Origin of the sequence: Bacillus sp. SG-1, from assembly GCF_000181495.1 — a bacterium.
In the GTDB taxonomy this organism is placed as follows: Bacteria; Bacillota; Bacilli; order Bacillales; family Bacillaceae_B; genus Rossellomorea.
Window position 1 is genome coordinate 1 of the sequence record NZ_ABCF01000031.1, and the last position, 25,304, is coordinate 25,304.

At 44.8% G+C, this 25,304-nt stretch carries 18 protein-coding genes; 1 reads left to right on the forward strand and 17 read right to left on the reverse strand.

The window, feature by feature from the left end; translation table 11 throughout:
• The 7 genes from BSG1_RS12530 to BSG1_RS12565 all read right to left on the reverse strand — a co-directional run.
• The coding region (locus BSG1_RS12530; protein ID WP_044022852.1) for a Rho termination factor N-terminal domain-containing protein at positions 1-291 on the reverse strand (291 nt) is incomplete at its 3' end.
• A gap of 746 nt (positions 292-1,037) precedes the next feature.
• Positions 1,038-2,000, reverse strand: a complete 963-nt coding sequence (glpX, locus tag BSG1_RS12540) for a class II fructose-bisphosphatase (protein ID WP_006837432.1) — start codon at positions 1,998-2,000, stop codon at positions 1,038-1,040.
• 290 nt (positions 2,001-2,290) lie between these two features.
• On the reverse strand, positions 2,291-3,580 hold the full coding sequence (locus BSG1_RS12545) for a UDP-N-acetylglucosamine 1-carboxyvinyltransferase (protein WP_006837433.1): 1,290 nt from the start codon (positions 3,578-3,580) through the stop codon (positions 2,291-2,293).
• Between the two features lie 327 nt (positions 3,581-3,907).
• Complete coding sequence (gene fsa / locus BSG1_RS12550) at positions 3,908-4,558, reverse strand: fructose-6-phosphate aldolase (protein ID WP_006837434.1); 651 nt, start codon at positions 4,556-4,558, stop codon at positions 3,908-3,910.
• Between the two features lie 123 nt (positions 4,559-4,681).
• Complete coding sequence (locus BSG1_RS12555; RefSeq protein ID WP_006837435.1) at positions 4,682-5,539, reverse strand: class II fructose-bisphosphate aldolase; 858 nt, start codon at positions 5,537-5,539, stop codon at positions 4,682-4,684.
• Between the two features lie 163 nt (positions 5,540-5,702).
• Complete coding sequence (locus BSG1_RS12560; RefSeq protein WP_006837436.1) at positions 5,703-6,065, reverse strand: response regulator; 363 nt, start codon at positions 6,063-6,065, stop codon at positions 5,703-5,705.
• 705 nt (positions 6,066-6,770) lie between these two features.
• Positions 6,771-8,048: an IS110 family transposase gene (locus BSG1_RS12565; RefSeq protein ID WP_006835136.1), complete on the reverse strand. Its 1,278-nt coding sequence runs from the start codon at positions 8,046-8,048 to the stop codon at positions 6,771-6,773.
• A gap of 451 nt (positions 8,049-8,499) precedes the next feature.
• On the opposite strand from BSG1_RS12565, the gene BSG1_RS12575 reads away from it, so the two are divergent.
• Positions 8,500-9,021: a DUF2529 domain-containing protein gene (locus tag BSG1_RS12575; RefSeq protein WP_044022855.1), complete on the forward strand. Its 522-nt coding sequence runs from the start codon at positions 8,500-8,502 to the stop codon at positions 9,019-9,021.
• Between the two features lie 769 nt (positions 9,022-9,790).
• Here BSG1_RS12575 and BSG1_RS12580 read toward each other — a convergent pair.
• From BSG1_RS12580 to BSG1_RS12630, 10 genes are all read right to left on the reverse strand, one after another.
• Positions 9,791-11,392: a CTP synthase gene (locus BSG1_RS12580; protein WP_006837440.1), complete on the reverse strand. Its 1,602-nt coding sequence runs from the start codon at positions 11,390-11,392 to the stop codon at positions 9,791-9,793.
• Between the two features lie 329 nt (positions 11,393-11,721).
• The gene (gene rpoE, locus BSG1_RS12585; protein ID WP_006837441.1) at positions 11,722-12,279 is read right to left on the reverse strand and encodes a DNA-directed RNA polymerase subunit delta; all 558 of its coding nucleotides are present in this window, start codon (positions 12,277-12,279) and stop codon (positions 11,722-11,724) included.
• 497 nt (positions 12,280-12,776) lie between these two features.
• Positions 12,777-13,007 carry a hypothetical protein gene (locus BSG1_RS12590; protein ID WP_006837442.1) on the reverse strand — a complete coding sequence of 77 codons (231 nt, stop codon included), beginning with the start codon at positions 13,005-13,007 and terminating at the stop codon, positions 12,777-12,779.
• A gap of 179 nt (positions 13,008-13,186) precedes the next feature.
• Positions 13,187-16,453: a fused isobutyryl-CoA mutase/GTPase IcmF gene (gene icmF / locus BSG1_RS12595; protein WP_006837443.1), complete on the reverse strand. Its 3,267-nt coding sequence runs from the start codon at positions 16,451-16,453 to the stop codon at positions 13,187-13,189.
• 128 nt (positions 16,454-16,581) lie between these two features.
• The gene (locus tag BSG1_RS12600; protein WP_044022857.1) at positions 16,582-17,211 is read right to left on the reverse strand and encodes a TetR/AcrR family transcriptional regulator; all 630 of its coding nucleotides are present in this window, start codon (positions 17,209-17,211) and stop codon (positions 16,582-16,584) included.
• A 541-nt stretch (positions 17,212-17,752) separates the two neighbouring features.
• Positions 17,753-18,892 (reverse strand): acyl-CoA dehydrogenase, encoded by a 1,140-nt coding sequence (locus BSG1_RS12610; RefSeq protein WP_006837446.1) that lies wholly within the window; start codon positions 18,890-18,892, stop codon positions 17,753-17,755.
• 110 nt (positions 18,893-19,002) lie between these two features.
• Positions 19,003-20,139: an acyl-CoA dehydrogenase gene (locus tag BSG1_RS12615; RefSeq protein ID WP_006837447.1), complete on the reverse strand. Its 1,137-nt coding sequence runs from the start codon at positions 20,137-20,139 to the stop codon at positions 19,003-19,005.
• A 102-nt stretch (positions 20,140-20,241) separates the two neighbouring features.
• Positions 20,242-21,093 (reverse strand): 3-hydroxybutyryl-CoA dehydrogenase, encoded by an 852-nt coding sequence (locus BSG1_RS12620; RefSeq protein WP_006837448.1) that lies wholly within the window; start codon positions 21,091-21,093, stop codon positions 20,242-20,244.
• 181 nt (positions 21,094-21,274) lie between these two features.
• A complete protein-coding gene (locus BSG1_RS12625) occupies positions 21,275-22,462 on the reverse strand; it encodes an acetyl-CoA C-acetyltransferase (protein ID WP_006837449.1) in 1,188 nt (395 codons plus the stop codon).
• Between the two features lie 463 nt (positions 22,463-22,925).
• Positions 22,926-25,043, reverse strand: a complete 2,118-nt coding sequence (locus BSG1_RS12630) for a 4Fe-4S dicluster domain-containing protein (protein WP_006837450.1) — start codon at positions 25,041-25,043, stop codon at positions 22,926-22,928.
• Between the last annotated feature and the right edge of the window lie 261 nt (positions 25,044-25,304).

Below are 25,304 nucleotides of genomic sequence, written 5' to 3' on the forward strand. Positions count from 1 at the left end.
TTTGTCCCCATTCCGAAGATCAAAACGGCGGATTTGCGAAGCAGAAATATAAATATCTTCAGCGCTTGGCGAGTAATTGATCGGTCGCAGGAATCCGAACCCTTCCGATTGTATGATTTCCAGAACACCTTCCATAAAGAAATAGCCTTCTTTTTCGGCTCTGACTTTTAGAATCGCAAAGATGAGCTCTTTTTTTGTCAGCTTGCTGTAGTAGGAAATCTTGTACTCTCTCGCTAATTCATATAGCTCTTTCAGTTTCATGTTTTCTAGACTTTTGATCGTTAATTCCATAAAGACACCACTCTTCGATTATTTGAAATCTACCATATGGAGACCGTTATGATAGGAAAAATTGCTGGAAAATTAATTAGAAGAAATAAAGAAGCAATTTCTTGTGAAGTATTTTTTATACTATATACGAAAATAAAACAACTACTATCTAATCATATTTTACTGATGAAATCAACAAAGGAATTGAAAGGGAAGGAAAAAGTCTTTCGGGCAGAGGAATACCCGCTTATTTCTCTCTTTATATAGGAATGTCAGCTTCAGTGGAATAAGTCCATTAAAGCTGACGATTGTTAATATTTTCGGCACGCTATCTACCACGGTAAATTACTAGATACACATGGTTGGTTGTGGTTGATCTCCGCCCCAGATGTGTGACTCCGCGGGGCGGGCGGTGAATTAAAAAGCGGAAGCGGCCGTTCAGCGGCGTACGGACTGGACTGTCTCCGCATTAGATAAAGGAAACACAACGAACGCAGTGAGTTGATGTTCATTTCCCATTGACCAAGAATGCACCATTAACCAGAGAAGCCTCTTACAGAAAAAATCCAAAAGCCGATTTTTTCTAAATACCTCTTTAATCGAGTGGAGGAAATGAACTTGTTGACTTATCGCAAGGAGAGAGACCGAAATCCGCTAGTCGCTAAGTCCGTTCCACTGGGTACGTAACCTCGGGCGCTGAAACTAGACGCCCCATTATCCCGCAGGAGTTCACGCATCTTCCGCCCCAATCAACTCTTTATAATTGCTTACTTCATAACCAAGTTAGGTTTCTTCTGAAGGCTGTGACGGCCGTCGATGAAACGAACAGTGCCGGATTTGGCTCTCATGACAACCGAATGAGTCAACCCGTGGGTTCCTTTCAGCTGTACGCCGCGTAGAAGTTCGCCATCTGTAACGCCTGTTGCAGCAAAGATGGCATCGTCTCCAGTTACGAGGTCTTCCATACGGAGAATCTTGCTGCAATCAAGGCCCATGCGCTCACAGCGTTCTGCTTCTTCGTCATTTTGCGGCAGCAGCTTACCTTGGATTTCTCCTCCAAGACATTTCAGTGCGACTGCGGCCAAAACCCCTTCAGGAGCCCCACCGGATCCAAAAAGGATATCGACACCAGTGTGGTCAAATGCAGTATTCATTGCACCTGCTACATCACCGTCGTTGATCAGCTTAATTCTCGCACCAGCTTCTCTCAGCTGCGCAATAATATGGGCATGGCGTTCACGGTTCAAAACCGTTGCCACAACGTCTTCGATATCTTTATTTTTCGCACGTGCGACTGCCTTCAGGTTATCTAAAACCGACGCATTGATGTCTATCTGTCCGACCGCTTCAGGACCAACAGCTATCTTGTCCATATACATATCCGGAGCATTCAACAGGTTTCCATGGTCCGCAACCGCTAATACGGCAAGAGCATTCCAGCCTCCGGAAGCAACGATATTCGTCCCTTCAAGGGGATCGACCGCTACGTCTACACGAGGGCCATAGCCTGTCCCCAACTTTTCACCAATATAGAGCATCGGGGCTTCATCCATTTCCCCTTCCCCAATGACAACAGTGCCTTTCATCGGTACCGTATCGAATACATCTCTCATGGCAGAAGTCGCTGCATCATCCGCTTCGTTTTTCTTTCCTCTTCCCATCCAGCGGGCTGACGCAAGTGCTGCTCCTTCTGTTACACGTACAAGTTCCATTGATAAACTTCTTTCCATCGGTTTCTGCCTCCTGTGTCACAATTATATTTTTATATATGAATTGTATAACATAATAATAAATATATTGTAACACATTAAACAGAGAGCGACAGATTTTTTTAAAAGAAGGCTGTTTTCGTTGATGTTACTTTCGGAAAAATCCCCAGGGCTGGATTTTCCCCTTGGGTGTAAGAACTTTCTCTCTGAATGGGGAGAGTAGCTCTTTGATTTATTGTATACCAGGATATTCCTTGTGAAATTTTAGCTGTATTTCAAAATTCATATTAAAAAGAGCCTGAAAGAGCGAATCAGGAACTTTTCAGTTGTTCTAATTCTTCAGGCGTCATTTTTTCACGCCAAATCGTCGCTCCCAAACCTTCCAGTTTTTCAACAAGATTACTGTATCCGCGATCGATATGCTCCAGGCCGGTCACTTCAGTCACGCCTTCAGCCATAAGGCCGGCTACAACAAGGGCAGCACCGGCTCTCAGATCGCTCGCCTTTACTTTGGCACCTTGCAGCTGGATAGGTCCGTTGACAATGGCAGAACGGCCTTCCACTTTGATGTTCGCATTCATTCGGCGAAGCTCATCAATATGCTTAAAGCGCGCAGAATAGATCGTATCTGTTACGACGGCCGATCCCTTCGCCCGCGTTAAAAGGGCAGTGAAGGGCTGCTGCAAGTCTGTAGGAAAACCAGGATACACAAGGGTCTTGATATCAACTGCATTCAAGTTCTCAGCTTTGCCGATGAAGATTTGCTCATCACCTGATTCAATAGGAACACCCATTTCTCGCAACTTTGCAATCAAGGATTCCATATGAAGCGGAATGACATTGTCAATCAGCACGCCTTCACCAGCGGCTGCTCCCAAAATCATGAACGTGCCCGCTTCAATACGGTCAGGAATAATCGTATGGCGGCATCCGCTTAATTCATCAACGCCGTCAATCCGGATGACGTCTGTACCGGCACCTTTAATTCTCGCTCCCATGTTGGAGAGCAGTGTAGCGACATCGATAATTTCTGGTTCTTTTGCTGCGTTTTCAATGATTGTCTGTCCTTTAGCCCTGACAGCTGCCAACATGATATTAATGGTTGCCCCTACACTGACTACGTCAAGATAAATGCGCGCACCGCGAAGTTCTTCCGCTCGCAGATAGATGGCGCCTTGCTCATTCGTCACCTCAGCACCTAAAGCTTCAAAGCCTTTGATGTGCTGGTCAATCGGGCGAGGGCCAAGATGGCATCCGCCGGGAAGTCCGATTGCCGCTTTCTTGAATCGACCGAGCATCGCTCCCATTAAATAATAGGATGCTCTCAGTTTCTTTACCTTTCCGCTCGGCAAAGGCATCGAAATCATTTGCGAAGGATCCACTCTCATCTCTCCTTCTTCTGTAAAAGAAACCTCACCACCGATTTCCTCAAGAAGAGATTTTAGCGTTTGTACATCTGAAATATCCGGTAATCCTTCAATCGTTACTGGAGAGTCGGCAAGGATGGTTGCCGGAATAAGGGCCACAGCGCTGTTTTTAGCTCCACTTACCTTTATTGTGCCTTTCAGTGGATAACCGCCTGCTATTTTAAGCTTTTCCATTTTAGACTCCCTTCCAAATTTCCTTGATGAATTTTCCATAAACTAAGTGACGATTTATACAGGGTGTTATATGGTTATTTTTACCATTAAAAATAATTCTAAGAAGTATTGTCTACTAGTTTATACATAATTCGTCAAAACATGTATAGCTGAATAGATTTTTTTGTAATTTATACCTTTTTTACTACTTTTCATGTCGAAATCAGCATTATTGGATGCCGTCGATTTCCGCTTCAGGTACGAAACTCCGCTCTAATCGATAAAGAGCATTTCGTCAGCTGCAAAAAATGCTAATTTTATTTGTTCCTTACTTAGATAATAACTAAATTATTGTCCTGCCCGCTTATTCCAATCATCCAGGAATGCTTGGATTCCTTTGTCTGTCAAAGGATGTTTGAACAACTGGCTGAGCACTTTAAACGGTGTGGTCGCAATATGCGCGCCTCTTAAAGCCGCATCCGTAATATGCTGTGGATGTCTGATTGAAGCCGCAATGATTTCTGTTTCGATTCCGTGAATCGCAAAGATTTCAGCGATTTTTTCAATCAGCTCCATTCCATCATGGCCGATATCATCCAACCTGCCAAGGAAAGGAGAGACATATGTAGCACCTGCTCTTGCTGCAAGCAGAGCCTGATTGGCGCTGAAAACAAGCGTTACATTCGTTTTGATTCCCTCTTTGGAGTACACAGAAACGGCTTTTAAACCTTCAGGAGTCATAGGCACTTTGACAGTGATGTTAGGAGCGATAGCCGCAAGCTCGCGCCCTTCCTTGATCATGCCTTCAGCATCCAGCGCAATGACTTCCCCCGAAACGGATCCTGACACCAGGTCCGCGATTTCCTTTAAACGTTGATGAAAAGATACCCCTTCTTCTTTTGCTACCAAAGATGGATTTGTCGTAACACCCGACAGGATCCCCCATTCAAATGCTTCACGAATTTCATCCATGTTTGCCGTATCAATGAAAAATTTCATAACCTGTCCCCTTCTTTCGACTAAATTTTCAAAACAATTAAAATGAACGGAAACCGCCTTATGGTGTAAGGCGGTTTCTATTAATGGTGTATTCCATTCTGTGTTTACCGTGATGTTTGACTATTAAGCTTGGTTAGAAGAACCAAATTCACGCATCTTGCCGATGACCGTTTGCTTGATCGCTTCACGTGCAGGTCCAAGATATTTACGTGGATCATATACATGCGCATCTTCTGCAAGCACTTCGCGAACCTTCTTCGCAGAAGCGATTTGGTTTTCAGTGTTTACATTGATTTTCGCTGTTCCATAAGAAACCGCTCTTTGGATATCTTTTGTAGGGATACCAGTACCGCCGTGAAGTACAAGAGGTACTCCAGTCGCTGCACCGATTTCTTCCATTTCTTTGAATCCAAGGTTTGGCTCACCTTTGTAAGGTCCGTGAACAGAACCAAGCGCAGGTGCCAATGTATCGATACCAGTACGCTCTACAAGTTCCTGGCACTCTTTAGGATCTGCATAGATAACGCCCTCAGCTACAACGTCATCTTCCTGACCGCCGACAACTCCAAGTTCAGCTTCAACAGAAACACCTTTAGAGTGAGCATACTCAACCACTTTAGAAGTGATTTCGATGTTTTCCTCGAAAGGACCGTGAGATGCATCGATCATAACAGAAGTGAATCCTGCGTCGATTGCTTCTTTACATTTATCGTAGCTTGAACCGTGGTCAAGGTGGATAGCGACAGGAACAGTGATGTTGTAGTCTTCCATAAGACCCTCTACCATTTTAACAACTGTCTTGAATCCGCCCATGTAGCGTGCTGCTCCCTCAGAAACCCCAAGGATAACCGGTGACTTCTCTTCTTCTGCAGCTTGCAGGATCGCTTGAGTGAACTCAAGGTTATTTAAGTTGAATTGTCCAACAGCATAGCTGTTTTCTTTTGCTTTAATAAGCATTTCTTTCATTGAAACTAAAGGCATGAAATTTTCCTCCTTCTATTGAGTCAGTATGTAACTGTATACCCGTTTCTCAGTGTTTGCAATTTCATCTGTATAATACCAAAAAGGTTAACATTTTACCAACTGACTGACCTACTTTTATAAAAAGAAGTACTATTCCGTATTTTCAATTATATGGAAGGGTTTACACCGCGCTATACTTTTTCACTGCCTGTCTGATATCGTCAATATCAAAAGGCTTGGCAAAATGGGTGATTGCTCCCAGGTCCTTTGCCTCCTGAATCATGTCCAGCTCACCATATGCTGTCATAATGATGACACGGATGTCAGGATCTTTTTGCTTCATTCTTTTTAAAATTTCAATGCCGTCCATACCCGGTATCTTCATATCAAGCAGAACTAGATCTGGGGAATGCTTATCAACAATATCAAGGGCCTGGATTCCATTCGCCGCCTGAAATGTATTGTAACCTTCCTTTTGCAGTACTTCATTTAATAATATACGGATACCAAATTGATCATCAACAATCAGGATTTTTTCATCCATCTAATCCACCTCTTCCCCTCTTATTCACACGTGAAACGTGGTAAAAGCTTCCGTAAGCAAGGACTTCCTTGCTGCCGTTTTGCTGTTGTCTCTTATTTCCGGACGGATCCGGGGTTGTTCGTTTCAGGAATTGATATGTATATATGATATATTAGTCCAAAAGTATACTTCAACATAAGACGGGCAAACTCCTTCTTTTTCCGATAATTTTACATCCTTTGCCGTCGGTCTTATAATTGTGTTTGCCATCAGTTGTTTCCTTAATAGTTCTCAATATAAGTTTGTGACGATTTTCGCTACAGGCGCCTGACTCCGCGGGGCGGGCGGTGAGCCTCCCTCTAGAAATGTTGGAGTATCAACCTTTGAAGCCGTTTTTCTGGTTAGAAAACTTTTTTGAACTGAATCAATTTAATAATATTTTCTAGATGTTCAATAATTTGTAAGGGGAAGCTTACGCTTCGCTAGAGCTAAATGGAAATCATTAACTCTAAAGTGCTTATGTGATGCACATTGGATCTCTGCGAATCTTATGATGACGTACCCTCCCATGTCTCTTGGCGTCTAGCGCGTACATTCCTTCGTTCGGTCTATTCATAAGGCAGAGGCTGGCAATGCTCCTCGAGGGACTCGTGGTCTAATGGCTCATTATGTGCCGGCTTCTCCGTGTCATCCTCTTGTTTAGATTTCAAACTACTTAGAAGTAGCTCAAGCCGCCTCTTGGAGGCAATGGAGGTCTCTCATCATAAGACTTGCATTAAAGTGCATACGTTTCACACACAAAGCGTGTAGAATCTTAAGTAACTTCCCACATAATACAACCATAGCTTCTTTCTTCTTCAATGGATTGACAGTTCGAGTTGTGTAGTAATGGTATAGGGATTTAAAGGCGATGTTATGTTGAATCAAAGGAAGTATGACTCGAAATAATATAGCCCTCAGTTTCCTTCTACCCCTTTTTGAGATTTTCTTCTGGCCTTTGTGTTGTCCGGAAGAGTTTTCCCTTAGTGTGAGGCCCGCTAATTTAATTAATTGGCGTGGATGCTCATATAGACTAAGAGAGCCTGTCTCAGAGAGTAATTCAACAACTGTGTTTTCACCTAAACCATCAACTGACAGTACAAACTCATAATCTGTCATTTGTTGTGCGAGTTCATTTAACCTGGACGATAAGGTCTCAAGTTGTTTTGAAAGAGCTTTGAATTGAGAAATTAAAGTACCCATCTCAAAACGTGCCATCTCTAACCCTTCTGTCAGTCCGATTGACTGTTTAGCCATTGATTTTAACTTTTTAATCTTAGAAAAGGAAAGGCATTGTAGCCCTTCTACACTTTTGTATAGGTAGATTAAATCTTCATCACTTTTTCTATAAAGGTCAATGGGTAAAGGGGTCATTTCAAGTACAGCACAAGCGTTTTTCCCAAAGCTTTTAAATATGTGGTGAAACTCAGGGAAATAAAGATCTGTCCAACGAACCATTCGATTTTTAATGGCTGTAAGATCTTCTTGTATCTTAGATCGCAGGCTTGCGCCATTTCGAAGTTCAGCTTCGACCCCTTCTAAGGTTCGTGTATAGTTGAACCGGCCGTCACGTATTAAGCTAGCGATAACACGAGCGTCCTTTTGATCATTTTTAGTTTGAAGGTTGTCATCTAATTCTTTAGTTCTATTCACATGCATAGGATTCACCATGACAAAACGGATACGCTGGCCAACCAAATACGCAGCTAAGTTCATCCAATAGTGTCCTGTAGGTTCAAATCCCACGATAACCTCTGATTTTTGATGTTGAATTTGTAGAGATTGAATCCTTTTATCCAGCTGATCAAATCCTGCACCTGATTGAAAGAAGGGAAACGATTTTTGTAAAATACGACCACGATCATCCATTGCACATGCGAAGTGTTTCTTTTTGGCAATGTCGATTCCAATGACCATAGTATCTTCAGAAACTTGATTAATTTTATGATTCGTATTACTATTCATTATGGTCCTCCTGTATGGTATTGAGTTTCGATTTGGTTGTTGATACTCAAGCATCATACAAGAGGACTTTTTCTTTTTCAAGACCGCTAAAGATTATAAACAGGAATGCTCCTCGGCTGCGCCTGTATAAAAAGTGGAAGCGCCCTGTTCAGCCCCGACAGGCAAATGTTCCTCAGCGAAAAAAGGTGGTTTTCCCTTTTATTCGCTGAGGGTTATTTGACCCCGAGGGGCTGGGCGCTGCAACTGGATTGGGGGTCTCCACCTGTCCCGCTGGTCCCGCAGGAGGTCAGGCACCTTCCGCTTCAATCCAATCAGGGTATTTTTTCTTACTGTAAAAATTATTCTGATTTTCTAAAAGCCCCTCTCTAATGTCAGGACTACTACATAATACAAAAAACATGATATTGACATTAGGGTGGTTCAATATTGTTTAATGAAAGGAGATAATAATTTGATTAAAATGTTTACGACCCAGCTCTCCGGACTCTTCAACCGGATTGCCGATAAAGAAGAATTTTCAATAGAAGACGGCGCCCGCCTGCTCGCCCAAGCCACAGTAGGCGAAGGAAGCATCTATATAAAAGGTTTCGCCGAAATGGAAAGTGTCACTCTTGAAGCACTTTCCGGCCATGAACCCTTGCCAAGTGCCAAAGCATTGACTAATGCAGATGCTTTGACCGTGGCAGACCGGGTACTGCTTGTTTCCCGTTTTTCCACTGATGAAGAAGCAGTCGCGCTCGCAAAGCAGCTTTCCGATCAAGGAGTTGCCTTCACAGCGATATCCGGAGCGGTATCTGGTGAAGGTGAAAGCCTCACTGACCTGGCAGACATTCACATCGATACAAAACTGATCAAAGGCATGCTTCCAGGCGAGGAACTGGGCGAACGCGTCGGGTTTCCATCAAGTATGGCGGCACTGTATATCTATTATCTGATCAAGTTCTCTCTTGAGGAGATGCTTGAGGAATATTAAGTTGGAGTCCCGGTTTTGTGCCGGGACTTTTTGGATAGTAGACTTTTATATAGTTTCATGAGGGAGTCTGATTTCGGAGGTTTGAAAAACCTTCATGAGGCACTCTAATCTTGAAATCACCCTCTTTTTGGCTCCATGAACCTTTCATGAGACACCCTAATCTTTAATTCCACTTCTTTTTGGCTCCATGAAGCTTTCATGAGGCACCCTAATCTTGAAATCACCCTCTTTTTGGCTCCATGAACCTTTCATGAGACACCCTAATCTTTAATTCCACTTCTTTTTGGCTCCATGAAGCTTTCATGAGGCACTCTAATCCTGAAATCACTCTCTTTTTGGCTCCATGAACTGTTGCTTCGTTAGCTCATCGTGTTTTGTCCTTAAAGACTAAAATAAGATAGATTATTCAGCTTGTAGAATAATATTACGTTTGATTGGAGCGGAAGGCGTGCGACCTCCTGCGGGATTAGCGGGACAGGTGAGACCCCCAATCCAGTTGCAGCGCCCAGCCCCTCGGGGTCAAATAACCCTCAGCGAATAAAAGGGAAGATCACCTTTTTTCGCTGAGGAACATTTGCCTGTCGGGGCTGAATGGGGCGCTTCCACTTTTTATACAGGCGCAGCCGAGGAGGCTCACCGCCCGCCCCGCGGAGTCGCACGTCTGCAGCGGAAATCAGTATATGCTCCTTAAAAACATTACTCTTTCAGTTAACCAGATCAAAAAAGAGCCGATCCGTCATAACGGATCGACTCTTTTCTTATTAAAAATTTATTTCCCATTCTTCAAAGCCGCATTGATGAAATCACGGAATAATGGCTGCGGGCGGGTTGGACGAGATGTGAACTCCGGATGGAATTGGGATGCCACAAACCATGGGTGGTCCGCAAGCTCAACGATTTCAACCAATCGGCCGTCAGGGCTTGTACCAGAGAAGATGAAGCCTGCTGCTTCCATTTCGTCTCTGAAGTGATTGTTAAACTCATAACGGTGACGGTGACGTTCGTAAACAACTTCGCCTGCATAAGCTTCGTATGCTTTTGTACCTGGGATGAGTTTACATGGGTACAGTCCAAGGCGCAGCGTTCCGCCAAGGTCCTCGACATCTTTTTGCTCAGGAAGCAAATCAATGATTGGATAAGGTGTTTCAGGGTTCAATTCAGCGGAGTGCGCCGTTTCATAACCTAATACATGGCGGGCATATTCAACAGACGCCAGCTGCATGCCAAGGCAGATGCCAAGGAAAGGAACTTTGTTCTCACGCGCATATTTCGTTACGACAATCTTCCCTTCGACTCCCCGATCGCCGAATCCGCCTGGGACAAGGATACCGTCCACGTCGCTCATCAATTCATCAACATTTTCAGCATTGACCAATTCGGAGTTCAGCCATTTCACTTCAACATCAGCGTCGAAGTTATAGCCTGCATGTCTAAGAGCTTCTACTACTGAAATATAAGCATCTTGAAGTTCAACATATTTACCGACAAGGGCAATTTTCGTTTTCTTGCTCAGGTTGCGCACTCTGTGAAGAAGTTCATTCCACTCCGTCATATCTGCTTCGCCGCAATCAAGTTTCAAATGCTCGCATGTCAACTGATCAAGCTTTTGTTCTTGAAGAGCGAGAGGTACCGCATATAATGTATCGGCATCCATCGCTTCGATTACCGCACGCTGATCGATGTCACAGAACAAAGCAATTTTGTCTTTCATATCCTGCGTCATCGGCATTTCTGTACGCACAACGATTACCGTTGGCTGGATACCAAGGCTTCTCAGTTCTTTTACACTGTGTTGCGTCGGTTTTGTTTTCATTTCACCGGCAGCTTTGATGTAAGGCACAAGTGTACAGTGGATGTACATAACATTGTCACGGCCGACATCGTTCTTAATCTGGCGGATGGCTTCAAGGAATGGGAGGGATTCGATGTCCCCTACTGTTCCGCCGATTTCCGTGATGACGATATCTGCATTTGTTTCACGACCGGCACGGAATACTCTTTCTTTGATTTCATTTGTAATATGTGGAATAACCTGAACCGTTCCGCCCAAGTAGTCCCCGCGGCGTTCTTTTTTCAATACAGTGGAGTAGATTTTCCCTGTTGTCACAGAGCTGTATTTATTCAGGTTGATATCGATAAAACGCTCGTAATGTCCTAAATCAAGGTCTGTTTCAGCACCATCATCTGTTACGAAAACTTCACCGTGCTGATATGGGCTCATTGTACCCGGGTCAACGTTGATGTATGGATCAAATTTCTGAGTTGTTACTTTCAACCCGCGATTTTTTAATAGTCTTCCAAGTGATGCAGCCGTGATTCCTTTTCCTAATGAGGAAACTACACCGCCTGTTACAAAAATATACTTTGTCATGCAAAGTACCCCCTTCTTCAAGTTAGTGTCTAAAAAAAGTATGTTCAGCAGTGCTGAACATTAGTCTCTTATGATGAAATTAATCCAAGGACTGTTTCACTGAAAGCCTCCTATGTACTGCTGCTGCAGCCCTCCTCCACTCTTTTTAAAAACGAGGAAAAATCGAAGCTTCACTGTCATGAATCAGTATCAAAGGGGTGTAAAAACAAAAAACGCCCCCGCTTACCGTAGTAAGGGGAGCGTTGAATTTAAATTCTGATCCTTTTTTAAGGAGCCCAAATAACATACTACCTTCCTCGACAAAAGATGTCAAGAACTGTTTATTTGTCTTATTTGTCTGAATCCTCTTCTTCGCCGGGGTCTTCCTCATCGTCATCTTCAAGGTCATATTCATCTTCATCAATCAGTTCATCTTCAATGTCTTCATCATCATCTGTGTCATCTGCATCATCTGCCAGATCTTCTTCGTCATCAAGATCGTCATCATCTGTAAGATCTTCTTCGTCCAGATCATCAAGGTCATCGAAGTCAAGATCTTCTTCCGCGAAGTCTTCTTCCAGATCATCGTCATCCGTTTTCTTCGCTTTTTTCTTACGTGGTTTGATTGTTGGAACTGTTTCTTCTTCAATCTGATCGACCGGATACCATGCTCTGATTCCCCATCGGTTCTCGCCCAATGCGATGAAACGGCCGTCAACATTCAGGTCAGTGTAGAACTGGACCATCCGTGAACGTACTTCCTCCTTAGACAATTTAAGCAGGTCGCCGATCTCTTTTAATAAATCATTGAACGTCACTGCCTGCTTTTTCTCTGTAAGCAGCTCGTGTGCTAATTCAATAAAGGACTTTTGACGCAATTCTTCCGTCGATAATTGCTTTAAACTCATCTGACGCACTTCCTTTCTCTATTTCACATTCTATTAAAAGATGCTATTTTTGCATTCATTGCTTACCACAAGGCTTCGTAAATCAAGACTGTTGACTTTCATTCCAGGCTCATGAATTCGGTGCCAGGGCGTCGGGTGCCTTCCGCTGCTAAATATATAGGGTACCTGCAAACTGCTTTTAAAGCCTAAGTTAGATATTGTTTCAATCTTACTCTTTCCCCTAATTATGTAAAAACAAGCAGGAAAAATACTAGCAGCAATTTATACGAAAAAGCCTATGAGAATGATAAAAGGGCAAATTTCACGAATTTACCTGAAACCATATTATTCATTATAAACAATATGAATGGGTTTATGCTAGATTTATGCGGTTTTTCTTTTATTTTTTTCCAAGTTGCTGTTCTGGGAATAAGGGGGCAAAATCAATGTAGTTGGGGAGTGATGTAAGGAGAAATATAAAAGGAATTGCCTTTGGTGTGCTCGGGTTTTGAGGAGCATCAAGGCAATTCCCCTTTTTCCAATTCAGTATGTCTTTGTTTCATTGCATTTCCGTATATCTCGCTGAAAGCTTCATAAAAAAAGTAGAAAGCCAAAATTAAAAGCGGGATCGCTCCCAGGAGATGCTGATATAGATAAAATGATATGATGAACCCAATAAAAATCAGGGCGTATTTAAGGATAAGCTTCACATTGTCACTCCCTGGCATATGTCCTGTGCATCCAAACATTACTCTTCTCCTATTATAGAGGAAACTTGAGCTCTGCAATATTAAATCTGTGTTAAAAAATAGGAACTTTATCCCTTTAAAGCGTGAAGAGGGACTGTCCCTCTTCGCGCTTTAAAGAAGTAAAGTGTGCAAAAAATGATCCAAAGCCTGAAACTTTGGATCATCAATCAGTTTAATGATTACATGTTTCTTCTGTATTGTCCGCCTACTTCGTATAAGGCTCTTGTGATCTGGCCGAGGCTTGCCACCTTGACGGTCTCCATCAATTCGGCGAAGATGTTGCCGCCACTCACTGCTGCTTCTTTCAGTTTCTTCAGCGCTTCTTCTGTGCTGTCCTGATTGCGCTCCTGGAAGCTGCGAAGATTCGTGATCTGTGTTTCTTTTTCTTCTTTTGTTGCACGTGCAAGTTCCATGCTGTCCATCTGCTCTTCGGATGGCGGATTAGGGTTCAAGTACGTGTTCACCCCGACAATCGGAAGCTCGCCGTTGTGTTTCTTCATTTCATAATACATGGACTCTTCCTGGATTTTGCCACGCTGATATTGTGTTTCCATCGCACCTAACACACCGCCGCGATCATTGATCCGGTCGAATTCTGCCAGCACCATTTCTTCCACAAGGTCAGTCAATTCCTCGACAACGAAGGATCCTTGCAGAGTGTTCTCATTTTTAGATAAGCCGTGCTCTTTAGTAATGATCATCTGGATCGCCATCGCTCTTCGGACTGATTCTTCCGTCGGAGTCGTAATTGCTTCGTCATACGCATTGGTATGAAGGGAATTACAGTTATCCTGCAGCGCCATCAATGCCTGTAAGGTCGTACGGATATCGTTGAAGTCGATTTCCTGTGCATGCAGTGATCGTCCGGAAGTCTGGATATGGTACTTCAACTTCTGGCTCCGCTCGTTCGCGCCGTACTTATCTCTCATGACAGTCGACCAGATACGGCGGGCAACCCTTCCGATTACCGTATACTCCGGATCGAGTCCGTTGGAGAAGAAGAATGATAGATTTGGTGCGAAATCATTGATATCCATGCCTCTGCTCAAGTAGTACTCAACATACGTGAAGCCGTTGGCCAGCGTAAATGCCAGCTGTGAAATCGGATTTGCTCCTGCTTCCGCAATATGGTACCCGGAAATCGATACAGAGTAATAGTTTCTTACTTTGTGATCGATGAAGTACTGCTGGATGTCCCCCATCATTCTTAAAGCAAATTCTGTAGAGAAGATACAAGTATTCTGTCCCTGATCTTCTTTTAAAATATCTGCCTGCACTGTGCCGCGCACAACATTCAGCGTCGCCTCTTTTACATCGGTGAACTCTTCAAGGCTCAATGTCCGGCCAAGTTCTTCTTCTTTCTTTTTAACCTGCTGGTCGATGGCTGTATTCATGAACATCGCCAAAATGATCGGCGCAGGCCCGTTGATCGTCATGGATACAGATGTGGACGGAGCACACAGGTCAAATCCGGCATACAATTTTTTCATGTCGTCAAGAGTACAGATGCTCACTCCGCTCTCCCCGACTTTTCCGTAAATATCCGGACGGTGATCAGGATCCTCACCATACAGCGTTACAGAGTCGAAAGCCGTACTCAGGCGCTTCGCATCGTCATCCTTGGACAAATAATGAAAGCGGCGGTTGGTTCTTTCCGGTGTTCCTTCTCCGGCGAATTGGCGTTTTGGATCTTCTCCCTTTCGCTTGAACGGGAATACACCCGCCGTGTATGGGAAAGCTCCAGGTACGTTTTCTTTGTAGACCCATCCAAGGATTTCGCCCAAGTCTTTATATTTAGGAAGTGCAACTTTCGGGATCTCAAGACCAGAAAGGCTCTTCGTTTTTAATTCTGTAATGATTTCTTTATCCCTGATTTTCGTGATGTATTGGTCAGCTCCGTATTTCTCTTTGAACTCTTCCCAGCCATCAAGGATTTTCTTGGATTCCACAGTTAGCTTTTCTTCTACATTCTTTTTAAGGTTTTCAAGTGAAGTCAGCACTTCCTCGCCCGCTTCCTGCTCCTTCACCGCTTCGATGGCACCTTGAAGCTGGAACAATTTACGGGCCAAACGGACCTGCTCTTCTGCTTTTTTATGATAATTCCTTACCGTTTCAGAGATTTCTCTCAAGTAGTAACGGCGGTCATTTGGAATGATGACATTTTGTTTTTCAACATCCACATCTTTTGAAAATGAAGTTGACCAATCCAGATCCAGTTTGCTGTTAATTTTATCAACAAGAGCTGCAAATAATGCGTTTGTGCCCGGGTCGTTGAACTGGCTGGCAATCGTTCCGTAAACCGGCATCGTATCCAGGTCTTTATCAAACAGCATATGACTGCGCTGGTACTGCTTCTGCACCTGACGCCTTGCGTCTTCTGAACCTTTTCGTTCAAATTTGTTGATGACGATGAGATCCGCAAAATCGATCATGTCGATTTTTTCAAGCTGCGAAGGGGCACCAAATTCGCTGGTCATGACATACATGGACATGTCACAGATTTCAGCAATCTCTGCATCCCCCTGCCCGATACCGGATGTCTCAACGATGACCAAGTCATACCCTGCAGCTTTTACCACATTAATAGAATCCTGAATCGCCAGCGAAAGCTCCGTCTTCGATCCGCGTGTCGCCAAACTTCTCATGAACACCCGGTTATTGAAGATGGCATTCATGCGGATACGGTCGCCGAGGAGTGCTCCGCCTGTTTTCTGCTTCGTCGGGTCAATGGACAAGATTGCGACCTTTTTCTCAGGAATTTCATTTATGAAGCGGCGGATCAATTCGTCAGTCAGGGAACTTTTTCCTGCTCCCCCTGTACCTGTTATCCCAACGACAGGCACGGTTTTTGCCAAGGATTTCACTTCTGTCAGAACCGATTGTGCCGTAGCAGCTGCTTCTTCATTAGTGTTGATCTGATACTCAGCAAGGGAAATCAGTTTAGAAACCGTGTTGATATCTCCTGCCTGCAGCTTATCAAGGTGTTCGCCGACAGAAGAAGTAACGGTCGGAAAATCACACTCTTTGATCATTCCATTGATCATGCCTTGAAGGCCATGGTTCCGTCCATCTTCAGGAGAAAAGATCCTGGCGATGCCATATGCATGAAGCTCCTTGATTTCGCGGGGGATAATGACCCCGCCGCCACCGCCATAAATGCGGATATGCGATGCGCCTCTTTCCTGCAAAAGATCGTACATATATTTGAAGTATTCAACATGTCCTCCCTGATACGAGGAAATCGCGATTCCCTGTACATCTTCCTGGATTGCAGCATTGACCACTTCTTCTACGGAGCGGTTATGTCCGAGGTGAATGACTTCCGCCCCGCTTGCCTGAATGATCCTTCTCATAATATTGATAGAAGCGTCATGACCGTCGAATAAGCTTGATGCAGTTACGAAACGGACATGGTGCTTTGGTTTATAAATGTCAACCGTGTTCATATTTCTCCCCCTGTTCGTAAAATAATTCCTTCTTATTTTTCCACTTCATGTACGACTCCTCGGACCGGGCGTTGAGCTACCAGCCCTGCAGGAGGTTGCATACTCTCAGTACTACTCACAAAGATAGGCTATTTTAAATAACCGTTAATGCCTGAAAACAGCAAATCTGTTTGAATCTTGATATACTGATCCAATGTGTATTTTTTCTGTAGCGCCCAGCGGCGGAATCCCCACATCTGCCCCTGGACAAATATATTCTGAGCGAGCAGGTGAATCCTGTCTTCATCAAGCTCCAGCTCACCATTTTCACAGCATCGCTTGATCAGCGTTTCAAACATGCCGACCATTTCAAGTTCTTTTTCTAACACATATGGAAGAGCATCCTTGGTAAGTGATTTTGCTTCCTGATACATGACAAGCACTTCATCCTGCAGATTGTCCATGACCCGGAAATAGTGGTCGATGCCCAGCTTTAAGCTGACCAGCGTCCCCTGTTCCGTATCCATGGCCTGCAGCTGAGAGCGCACTTGTTCATAGATGCTGTCACACACAAGATAAAGAACGTCTTCTTTCGTCCTGATATATTCATACAGCGTTCCGATACTGAAACCGGCCGCTTTGGCAATCTCTCTAGTCGTTGTACGGTGAAACCCCTTCTGCTTGAAGAGAGAGACAGCTCCGCGGACCATTTCATCCCGCCGCTTTTCCACAAGCCTTTCATCCTTGACAGAAGCATGAACTTCCCTCTTTTTATTCACATTAACCGACCGCCTTTGACTACCTTTTCTCCCATTAAATAAAAAATTCCCCTTGTTCTGAACTTTGTTGCTGCTAATTGGATGAGAGGTTGATTTCCGCTCCAGGTGCGCGACTCCGCGGGGCGGGCGTTGAGCCTCCTCGGCTTCGCCTGTATAAAAAGTGGAAGCGCCCCATTCAGCTCCGACAGGCAAATGTTCCTCAGCGAAGAAAAGGTGATCTTTCCTTTTATTCGCTGAGGGTTATTTGACCCCGAGGAGCTGGGCGCAGCAACTGGATTGGGGGTCTCAAACTGTCATCAAAAGTGAAAGCGCCCTGATCAGCCCCGACAGGCAAATGTTCCTGAGAGAAAAAAAGGCGCACTTACCTTTTATTCTCTCAGGGTTATTTGATCCCGAGGGGCTGGGCGCTGAAACTAGACGTCCCGCTGCTCCCGCAGGAGGTCGCACACCTTCCGCTCCAATCAACAACGCTTGGAACTAAAGTAATATTTCTATAAGAAGGTCTTAAAACTCCTTGCCCACCTATCAAATTAAAAAAATTTTACTTCGTCACCATACGAGAGATGACAAGACGCTGGATTTCCTGTGTTCCTTCGTAGATCTGCGTAATCTTGGCATCACGCATGTAGCGCTCCACCGGATAATCTTTTGTATAACCGTAACCACCGAAAATCTGTACCGCTTCCGTTGTCACTTTCATTGCAGTGTCACCGGCCATCAGTTTGGACATCGCCGATTCTTTTCCATAAGGAAGTCCTTCAGATTCAAGCCACGCCGCCTGGTAAGTCAGCAATCGGGAAGCCTCGATACTTGTCGCCATATCCGCAATCTTGAAGGAAATCCCTTGGTTCGCAGCAATCGGTTTACCGAATTGCTCACGTTCTTTTGCGTAGCTGATGGAAGCATCCAATGCACCCTGCGCGATTCCGACTGCCTGTGCAGCGATACCGTTACGGCCGCCATCGAGAGTCATCATTGCAATCTTGAAGCCTTCTCCTTCTTTTCCGAGCATGTTTTCTTTTGGTACTCGGCAGTTATCAAAGACGATTTCTGTTGTTGGTGATGAACGGATTCCCAGTTTCTTTTCTTTCTTGCCGACCGAAAAGCCTTCAAAATCGCTTTCAATGATGAATGCCGTTGTTCCTCTTTGTCTTTGGGAAGGATCTGTCAAAGCAAAAACAACATAGATATCAGCAATCCCGCCGTTCGTGATAAAGATTTTTGATCCGTTTAAAATATAGTGGTCACCGTCAAGCTTGGCTGTTGTTTTCATTCCGCCTGCATCAGAGCCAGAAGCCGGCTCCGTCAAACCGTAGCCTCCGATTTTCTCACCTTGTGCCATCGGCTTAAGGTACTTCTGCTTTTGTTCCTCATTGCCGAATTTATAAATTGGCCATCCAGCGAGTGAAGTATGGGCTGATAAGGTTACCCCTGTTGAAGCACACACTCTTGAAAGTTCTTCTACCGCTATACAGTAAGCAAGGTAGTCACTGCCGATTCCACCGTACTCTTCAGGCCAAGGAATACCCGTCAGGCCAAGCTCCGCCATCTTATCAAATAGCTCACGGTCAAAGCGCTCTTCCTCATCACGCTCTGCAGCTGTCGGTTCTACTTCGTTTTTCGCGAAATCGCGTACCATTTTGCGGATCATTTCATGTTCTTCTGATAATTTAAAATTCATTTCTCTTCCCCCGTTTGTATGTTTAGTAGGATGTTGGCGTTGTTGCTTTAGTACTTTAAAGCACGACAAGGGACTGTCCCTCTTAGTGGTTTAAAGCGTTAAAGCGTGCCTTATTTCACTAAGTGTTTGCTGATGACCATTCTTTGGATTTCGCTTGTGCCTTCGTAAATTTCTGTGACTTTGGCGTCACGGAACAGTCTTTCCACCGGGTATTCTTCTGTATAGCCGTACCCTCCATAGACCTGTATGGCTTCCGTTGTGACGTCCACAGCCGTTTTGGATGCGAATAATTTGGCGATGGATGCTTCTTTTCCGCAATTCAGTCCTTCACTTCTCATATTAGCTGCGCGATAGACTAATAGTTTAGAAGCTTCAACGCTTGTTGCCATGTCGGCAAGCTTGAACCCGATACCCTGCTGTGCTGCAATCGGCTTTCCAAACTGAGCCCGTTCTTTTGCATACGCCGTTGAATGTTCAAACGCAGCCTCAGCGATACCAAGCGCCTGAGCAGCGATGCCGATGCGCCCAACATCAAGGTTCGCCATCGCGATCTTGAATCCTTGGCCTTCTTCCCCTAAAAGGTTTTCAGCTGGCACCTTCATGTCTTCAAACGTCAATTGAACCGTCCGAGAACCGTGAAGGCCCATTTTATGTTCATCTTTTCCAATGATCAGTCCAGGAGTGTCTTTTTCCACGATAAAGGCTGAAATTCCGCGGCCGCCTTTGTCTGGATCTGTTGCAGCAAAAACGATATATACGTCTGCCTCGCCGCCGTTGGTGATAAAGACTTTGGCTCCATTGATCACGTAATGATCATCTTTTTTAATCGCCCTTGATTTCAGGCTTCCTGCATCAGAACCTGCACTTGGTTCCGTCAGGCAGAACGCTCCGAGGTATTCACCCGATGCCAGCTTCGTCACGTACTTTTGTTTCTGTTCCTCCGTTCCGAAGTAAAGGATCGGGTTTGTGCCGACCGATGTGTGAACCGACAGGATAACCCCTACTGTCGCACTCACCTTCGATAATTCGTGTATTGCACTTATATAGGAGGTGAAATCCATTTCCGAACCGCCGTATTTTTCAGGGATGGCGATCCCCATCAAGCCGAGATCTGCCATTTTCTTGAGAATCTCCCTTGGGAACTCTCCTTTTTCCATTCTTTCAACAAATGGAGCGATTTCAGTTTGCGCAAAATCGCGGACCATCTTTCTCATCATCTGCTGTTCCTCTGTAAACCGTAAATCCATCCTGTTTTCCTCCCCGATGTTTGTATAAAAGGGATTTCAGAGCGCCAGCCGAGTTGAATTCATCGCTCAGCCGCGGTCAGCAAGCCTCCCCATAGCCTGCTTTTATTCGTAAGTGTAGAATCCACGACCCGTTTTTCGACCAAGCCAACCGGCTTTTACATACTTGCGAAGAAGCGGACACGGACGGTACTTGTCATCACCGAACCCTTCATGAAGGGTTTCCATGATATACAGGCACGTATCCAGTCCGATGAAATCCGCCAATGTGATCGGGCCCATTGGATGGTTCATGCCCAGCTTCATGACTTCGTCGATGGCTTCTTTTGTCGCAACTCCCTCATAGAGTGTGTAAATGGCCTCGTTGATCATCGGCATCAATACACGATTAGAGACGAAACCAGGGAAATCTTCCACTTCGACGCCTACCTTGTTCAACGTCTTCGTCATGTCCTCAATTTCCTGGTATACTTCATCGGATGTAGCAAGACCGCGGATGATTTCAACCAGCTTCATGACCGGCACCGGATTCATGAAGTGCATCCCGATCACTTTCTGCGGCCTGTTTGTCGCTGCAGCCACTTCTGTGATTGGAAGAGATGAAGTATTGGTTGCCAGGATTGCATGTTGGGGAGCGATTTCATCCAGCTGTTTAAAAATGTTCGTCTTGATTTCCATATTCTCTACCGCTGCTTCAATGACTAGATCGACATCACCGGCATCGTTCAAGTCTGTTGACTCTGTCAGATTGGCGAGCACCTTCTCTTTGTCTTCTTCTGTCATTCTACCTTTCTCGACTGAGCGGGAAAGGTTTTTGGTGATCGTGTTCATTCCTCTTTGAACGAACTCTTCTTTCAAGTCATTTAATTTCACGCTGAATCCAGCTTGGGCACAGACCTGGGCAATTCCTGATCCCATTTGCCCCGCACCTACTACCATTACTTTTTTGATACTCATATTTTTTTCTCCCCTTTGTTTGTATCTGGTTTGATGATTTGGCTTATCGGCGATTCCTGCTTGTTTATCGGCGGTTTTAAAAATTTACCGTCGATTATCCAGATTTATCAGCGATAACCGGTTTTTATCGGCAAACCGACAAAGTCCGATACCGCCAACCTGGAGTATACATAGTCACAATCTACTTCTTCGGAACCTCAATCATGATGGCATCTCCCTGGCCGCCGCCTGAGCAGATGGAAGCTATGCCGATTCCGCCGCCACGTCTTTTCAGTTCGTATGCCAGCGTCAAAATGATTCTGGCTCCGCTTGCACCGATTGGATGTCCGATCGCTACCGCCCCGCCATTAACGTTTACTTTGCTTTCATCAAGATTGGCGATTTTTCCACTCGTCAACGCCACCGCAGCAAATGCTTCATTTATCTCAAATAAATCGATTTCTTCTAAGGTTTTTCCTGTCTTTTTCAAAAGTTCATTGATGACTAATCCTGGAGTTTGCGGGAAATTTTCTGCTTCCAAAGCAATGGCTGTGTGGCCAAGAATGTATGCTAATGGTTCTTTCCCTTCTTTAGAGGCGCGTTCTTCACTCATCAGGACCATTGCAGCCGCTCCATCGTTCACTCCTGGTGCGTTACCGGCTGTAATCGTTCCTTCTGAGCCAAAAACAGGGGACAGTTTTGCTAGTTTTTCTATAGATGTGTCTTTTCTAGGTGCTTCATCACGGTCAACTGTAACCGGGTCGCCCTTGCGCTGCGGCACTTGAACAGCAGCGATTTCTTCTGAAAGAATGCCTTCTTCTGTTGCTTTTACCGCCAACATATGGCTGCGCTCTGACCAGCGGTCCTGCTCCTCCCGGGAAATTTCAAATTCACTTGCCGTGCTGTTTCCATAGGTGCCCATGTGAACATTGTTAAAGCTGCAAGTTAATCCATCATGTACCATCAAGTCTTTCACTTGAGAGTCACCCATGCGCATTCCCCAGCGGGCTTTTGGAAGAATATATGGCGCGTTAGACATAGATTCCATTCCGCCGGCAACAATAACTTCCCCGTCTCCTGCCCGGATGATTTGATCTGCCATGGTTACACTTCTCATTCCGGATGCACAAACTTTATTGATTGTTTCCGTTCTTACATTCCATGGAAGACCCGCGTGACGTGATGCCTGACGGGAAGGAATTTGCCCTTGTCCGCCCTGAAGGACAGATCCGAGGATGACCTCTTCCACTTCACTTCCATCCACTCCGGCTCTTTTCAAGGCTTCTTTTACAGCAAATCCGCCAAGTTCGGATGCTGTAAAGGAACTTAAGCTTCCTCCAAATTTACCAAACGGTGTACGAGCACCATCAAGAATGACTGTTTTTCCCATTACACTCTCTCCTTTTCTATGAATCTATCTATTTTCTCAATATTGATACCGCTTTCAAAAATACGACTGAACGCTCGCTCAAGAAAAGTAAGTAAAGAAAGGGCCTGGCTGCCATAACATCGAATCGATACTATTTGGGACCAGACCCTTTTAAATTTCTACAATGTTTCCTTTGTAATAACTTGCTGTATGAAAGCTGTGCTTGATTTCCGCTCCAGGTGCCCGACTCCGCGGGGCGGGCGTTGAGCCTCCTCGGCTGCGCCTCCGGGGTCTCAACTGTCCCGCTAGTCCCGCAGGAGGTCGGACACCTTCCACTTCAATCAAATGAGCATTTGCTATGTCCTCAATGATTCACCTTAGTAAAAACTAATCAGAATAACCTTTGTAAGCCTTTACCATTCTATTCTAAAGGAAAATTAGTATGAATGGAATGATTAAACTGAATATTTTTACTTTTTAACGATTAAGATGCAATCGTTGTATCTTTCGGGTCACCGCAGACGGCTTTTTCAAGCAGTTCGGCTACATCGAGGGTTGACACATTGTCCTCGACTTCCTTCGCTTTCGTTCCATCGGACAGCATTGTCAGACAGTATGGACAACCGGAACTGATGACGGAAGGATTTGTTTCGAGAGCCTGTTCGGTTCTGGCGACATTGACGCGGTGGCCTTTGTCTTCCTCCATCCACATCAAGCCGCCCCCGGCACCACAACACATACCGTTTTGTTTGTTTCGTTCCATTTCAACCAGGCTGACACCTGAAATCGCTTTAAGGATTTCACGCGGCGGATCATATACTTCGTTATACCTGCCGAGGTAACAGGAGTCATGGAACGTGATGGTCTCGTTGACTTCGTATTTCGGTTTCAAGCGCCCTTCCTTCACAAGCTGTGCCAGCACTTCAGTGTGATGGTAAACTTCTGCTTCAAGGCCAAAGTCAGGATACTCATTTTTGAAGATATTATAAGCATGCGGATCAATCGTGATGATCTTCTTCACTTCATTCTTTTCAAATTCTGCAATGTTGGCTGTTGCAAGTTCCTGGAACAAGAATTCGTTACCAAGTCGGCGCGGGGTATCCCCAGAGTTTTTCTCTTTGTTGCCAAGGATCGCAAATTTCACATCTGCTTCATTCAAAAGCTTCGCAAATGAAAGGGCGATTTTCTGGCTTCGGTTATCAAAGGACCCCATGGATCCCACCCAGAACAAGTATTCAAATTCTTCTCCGGCTTTCTTCATTTCTTTCACTGTCGGGATTTGCACGTCTTCACGTGCGTCACGCCAGTTTTCACGCTCTTTACGGTTCAGTCCCCAAGGGTTGCCTTGGCGTTCGATGTTCTGCATCGCACGCTGAGCATCGGCATCCATCTTTCCTTCCGTTAAAACCAGGTAACGGCGCAGGTCGATGATTTTATCGACGTGCTCATTCATTACCGGACATTGGTCTTCACAGTTACGGCATGTTGTACAGGCCCAGATTTCTTCTTCTGTGATGACATCCCCGATCAGGCTCGGGCTGTATGCCATTGAAGCTGCTGCTTCTTCTGCACCCTGCCCTGCTGCCGCCATGGCCAGCTGGTTGCCTTTCGTATGGTTGAAGGCCATTGTCGGTACCCATGGTTTTCTTGATGTAACGGCAGCACCATGGTTCGTCAGATGGTCACGAAGCTTTACTATCAAATCCATTGGTGAAAGCATTTTTCCTGTGCCGGTGGCCGGACACATATTTGTACAGCGTCCACATTCAACGCATGCATAGAAATCGATCATTTGCAGCTGATTAAATTCTTCAATCTTTCCTACCCCAAAGCTCTCAGCTGTTTCGTCTTCAAAATCAATCGGTTTTAATTTTCCTGGATTGTCCAGGCGGTTAAAGTATACATTGGCAGGCCCTGCAATCAAATGGGCATGCTTGGACTGCGGTACATATACAAGGAAAGCAAGCAGGAACAGCAGATGTATCCACCATGAGACATAGAAAATGACAATCGATGCTGTTTCACCGATCCAGCCCAGTCCGCCGGCAATCAGCGAGGCAATCGGTTCTGTCCAGCCAAGCTCATGGCCGTGCCAGATCAGTCCCATCCCGTTACCAACGAGTACAGAAAGCATCAGCCCGCCGATAAACAGCAATACAAGTCCCGATTTAAATCCTCTTTTTAATCGAACAAGTTTTTCAACATAGCGGCGGTGGAAAGCCCATACGACGGCTACAAGAATCATCAGTGTCACAAGTTCCTGAAAGAACGTGAAACCTGGATACAGCGGGCCAAGCGGCAAGTGCGACCCCGGTGCAAGTCCTTTCCAGATAAAATCAATGGCTCCAAATTGAACTAAAATAAATCCATAGAAGAACATGACGTGTATGGCACCGCTCTTCTTATCCTTTAAGAGCTTCTTTTGCCCAAACACGTTGACAGCAATCTTCTTCATTCTTTCTTTCACATTATTATCAAACTCTGTCTTTTTCCCCAGTTTGATATACTCGATCCGTGTCTTGACGACATATACAAACAAACCGACTGCGTAAGCGGTTACAAGAATGAATGCAATCCAGTTTATCCACAACAAAACGTCCATCTCACAGACTCTCCCCTCTTTAATCGTGATTTCTTCTCCCTTTGTTGCAAAAGTTAAAAAGGAAATAATATTCAGAATGTTCCTTACTTACATTATATACTGAATGAGCATTCAGTCAATGATTTTCCTCCTGTTTTTTAGACAGGTTTTAAAATTTTTTATTATATACTTGCCCAGGCCTTCTCCCGTAAGTTTTTTGAAATTAGTGAAAAGGTGTGAACAGCTCCCCCTATATAATTATAAAATCGCCACGCGAAAACA

What these genes read in the sequence shown, in the direction of transcription:
- glpX (WP_006837432.1), bottom strand. Translation starts at nt 2,000, where the DNA reads ATGGAAAGAAGTTTATCAATGGAACTTGTACGTGTAACAGAAGGAGCA.
- BSG1_RS12545 (WP_006837433.1), bottom strand. Translation starts at nt 3,580, where the DNA reads ATGGAAAAGCTTAAAATAGCAGGCGGTTATCCACTGAAAGGCACAATA.
- fsa (WP_006837434.1), bottom strand. Translation starts at nt 4,558, where the DNA reads ATGAAATTTTTCATTGATACGGCAAACATGGATGAAATTCGTGAAGCA.
- BSG1_RS12555 (WP_006837435.1), bottom strand. Translation starts at nt 5,539, where the DNA reads ATGCCTTTAGTTTCAATGAAAGAAATGCTTATTAAAGCAAAAGAAAAC.
- BSG1_RS12560 (WP_006837436.1), bottom strand. Translation starts at nt 6,065, where the DNA reads ATGGATGAAAAAATCCTGATTGTTGATGATCAATTTGGTATCCGTATA.
- BSG1_RS12565 (WP_006835136.1), bottom strand. Translation starts at nt 8,048, where the DNA reads ATGAATAGTAATACGAATCATAAAATTAATCAAGTTTCTGAAGATACT.
- BSG1_RS12580 (WP_006837440.1), bottom strand. Translation starts at nt 11,392, where the DNA reads ATGACAAAGTATATTTTTGTAACAGGCGGTGTAGTTTCCTCATTAGGA.
- rpoE (WP_006837441.1), bottom strand. Translation starts at nt 12,279, where the DNA reads ATGAGTTTAAAGCAATTATCGACGGAAGAATTGCGTCAAAAGTCCTTT.
- BSG1_RS12590 (WP_006837442.1), bottom strand. Translation starts at nt 13,007, where the DNA reads ATGTTTGGATGCACAGGACATATGCCAGGGAGTGACAATGTGAAGCTT.
- icmF (WP_006837443.1), bottom strand. Translation starts at nt 16,453, where the DNA reads ATGAACACGGTTGACATTTATAAACCAAAGCACCATGTCCGTTTCGTA.
- BSG1_RS12610 (WP_006837446.1), bottom strand. Translation starts at nt 18,892, where the DNA reads ATGAATTTTAAATTATCAGAAGAACATGAAATGATCCGCAAAATGGTA.
- BSG1_RS12615 (WP_006837447.1), bottom strand. Translation starts at nt 20,139, where the DNA reads ATGGATTTACGGTTTACAGAGGAACAGCAGATGATGAGAAAGATGGTC.
- BSG1_RS12620 (WP_006837448.1), bottom strand. Translation starts at nt 21,093, where the DNA reads ATGAGTATCAAAAAAGTAATGGTAGTAGGTGCGGGGCAAATGGGATCA.
- BSG1_RS12625 (WP_006837449.1), bottom strand. Translation starts at nt 22,462, where the DNA reads ATGGGAAAAACAGTCATTCTTGATGGTGCTCGTACACCGTTTGGTAAA.
- BSG1_RS12630 (WP_006837450.1), bottom strand. Translation starts at nt 25,043, where the DNA reads ATGGACGTTTTGTTGTGGATAAACTGGATTGCATTCATTCTTGTAACC.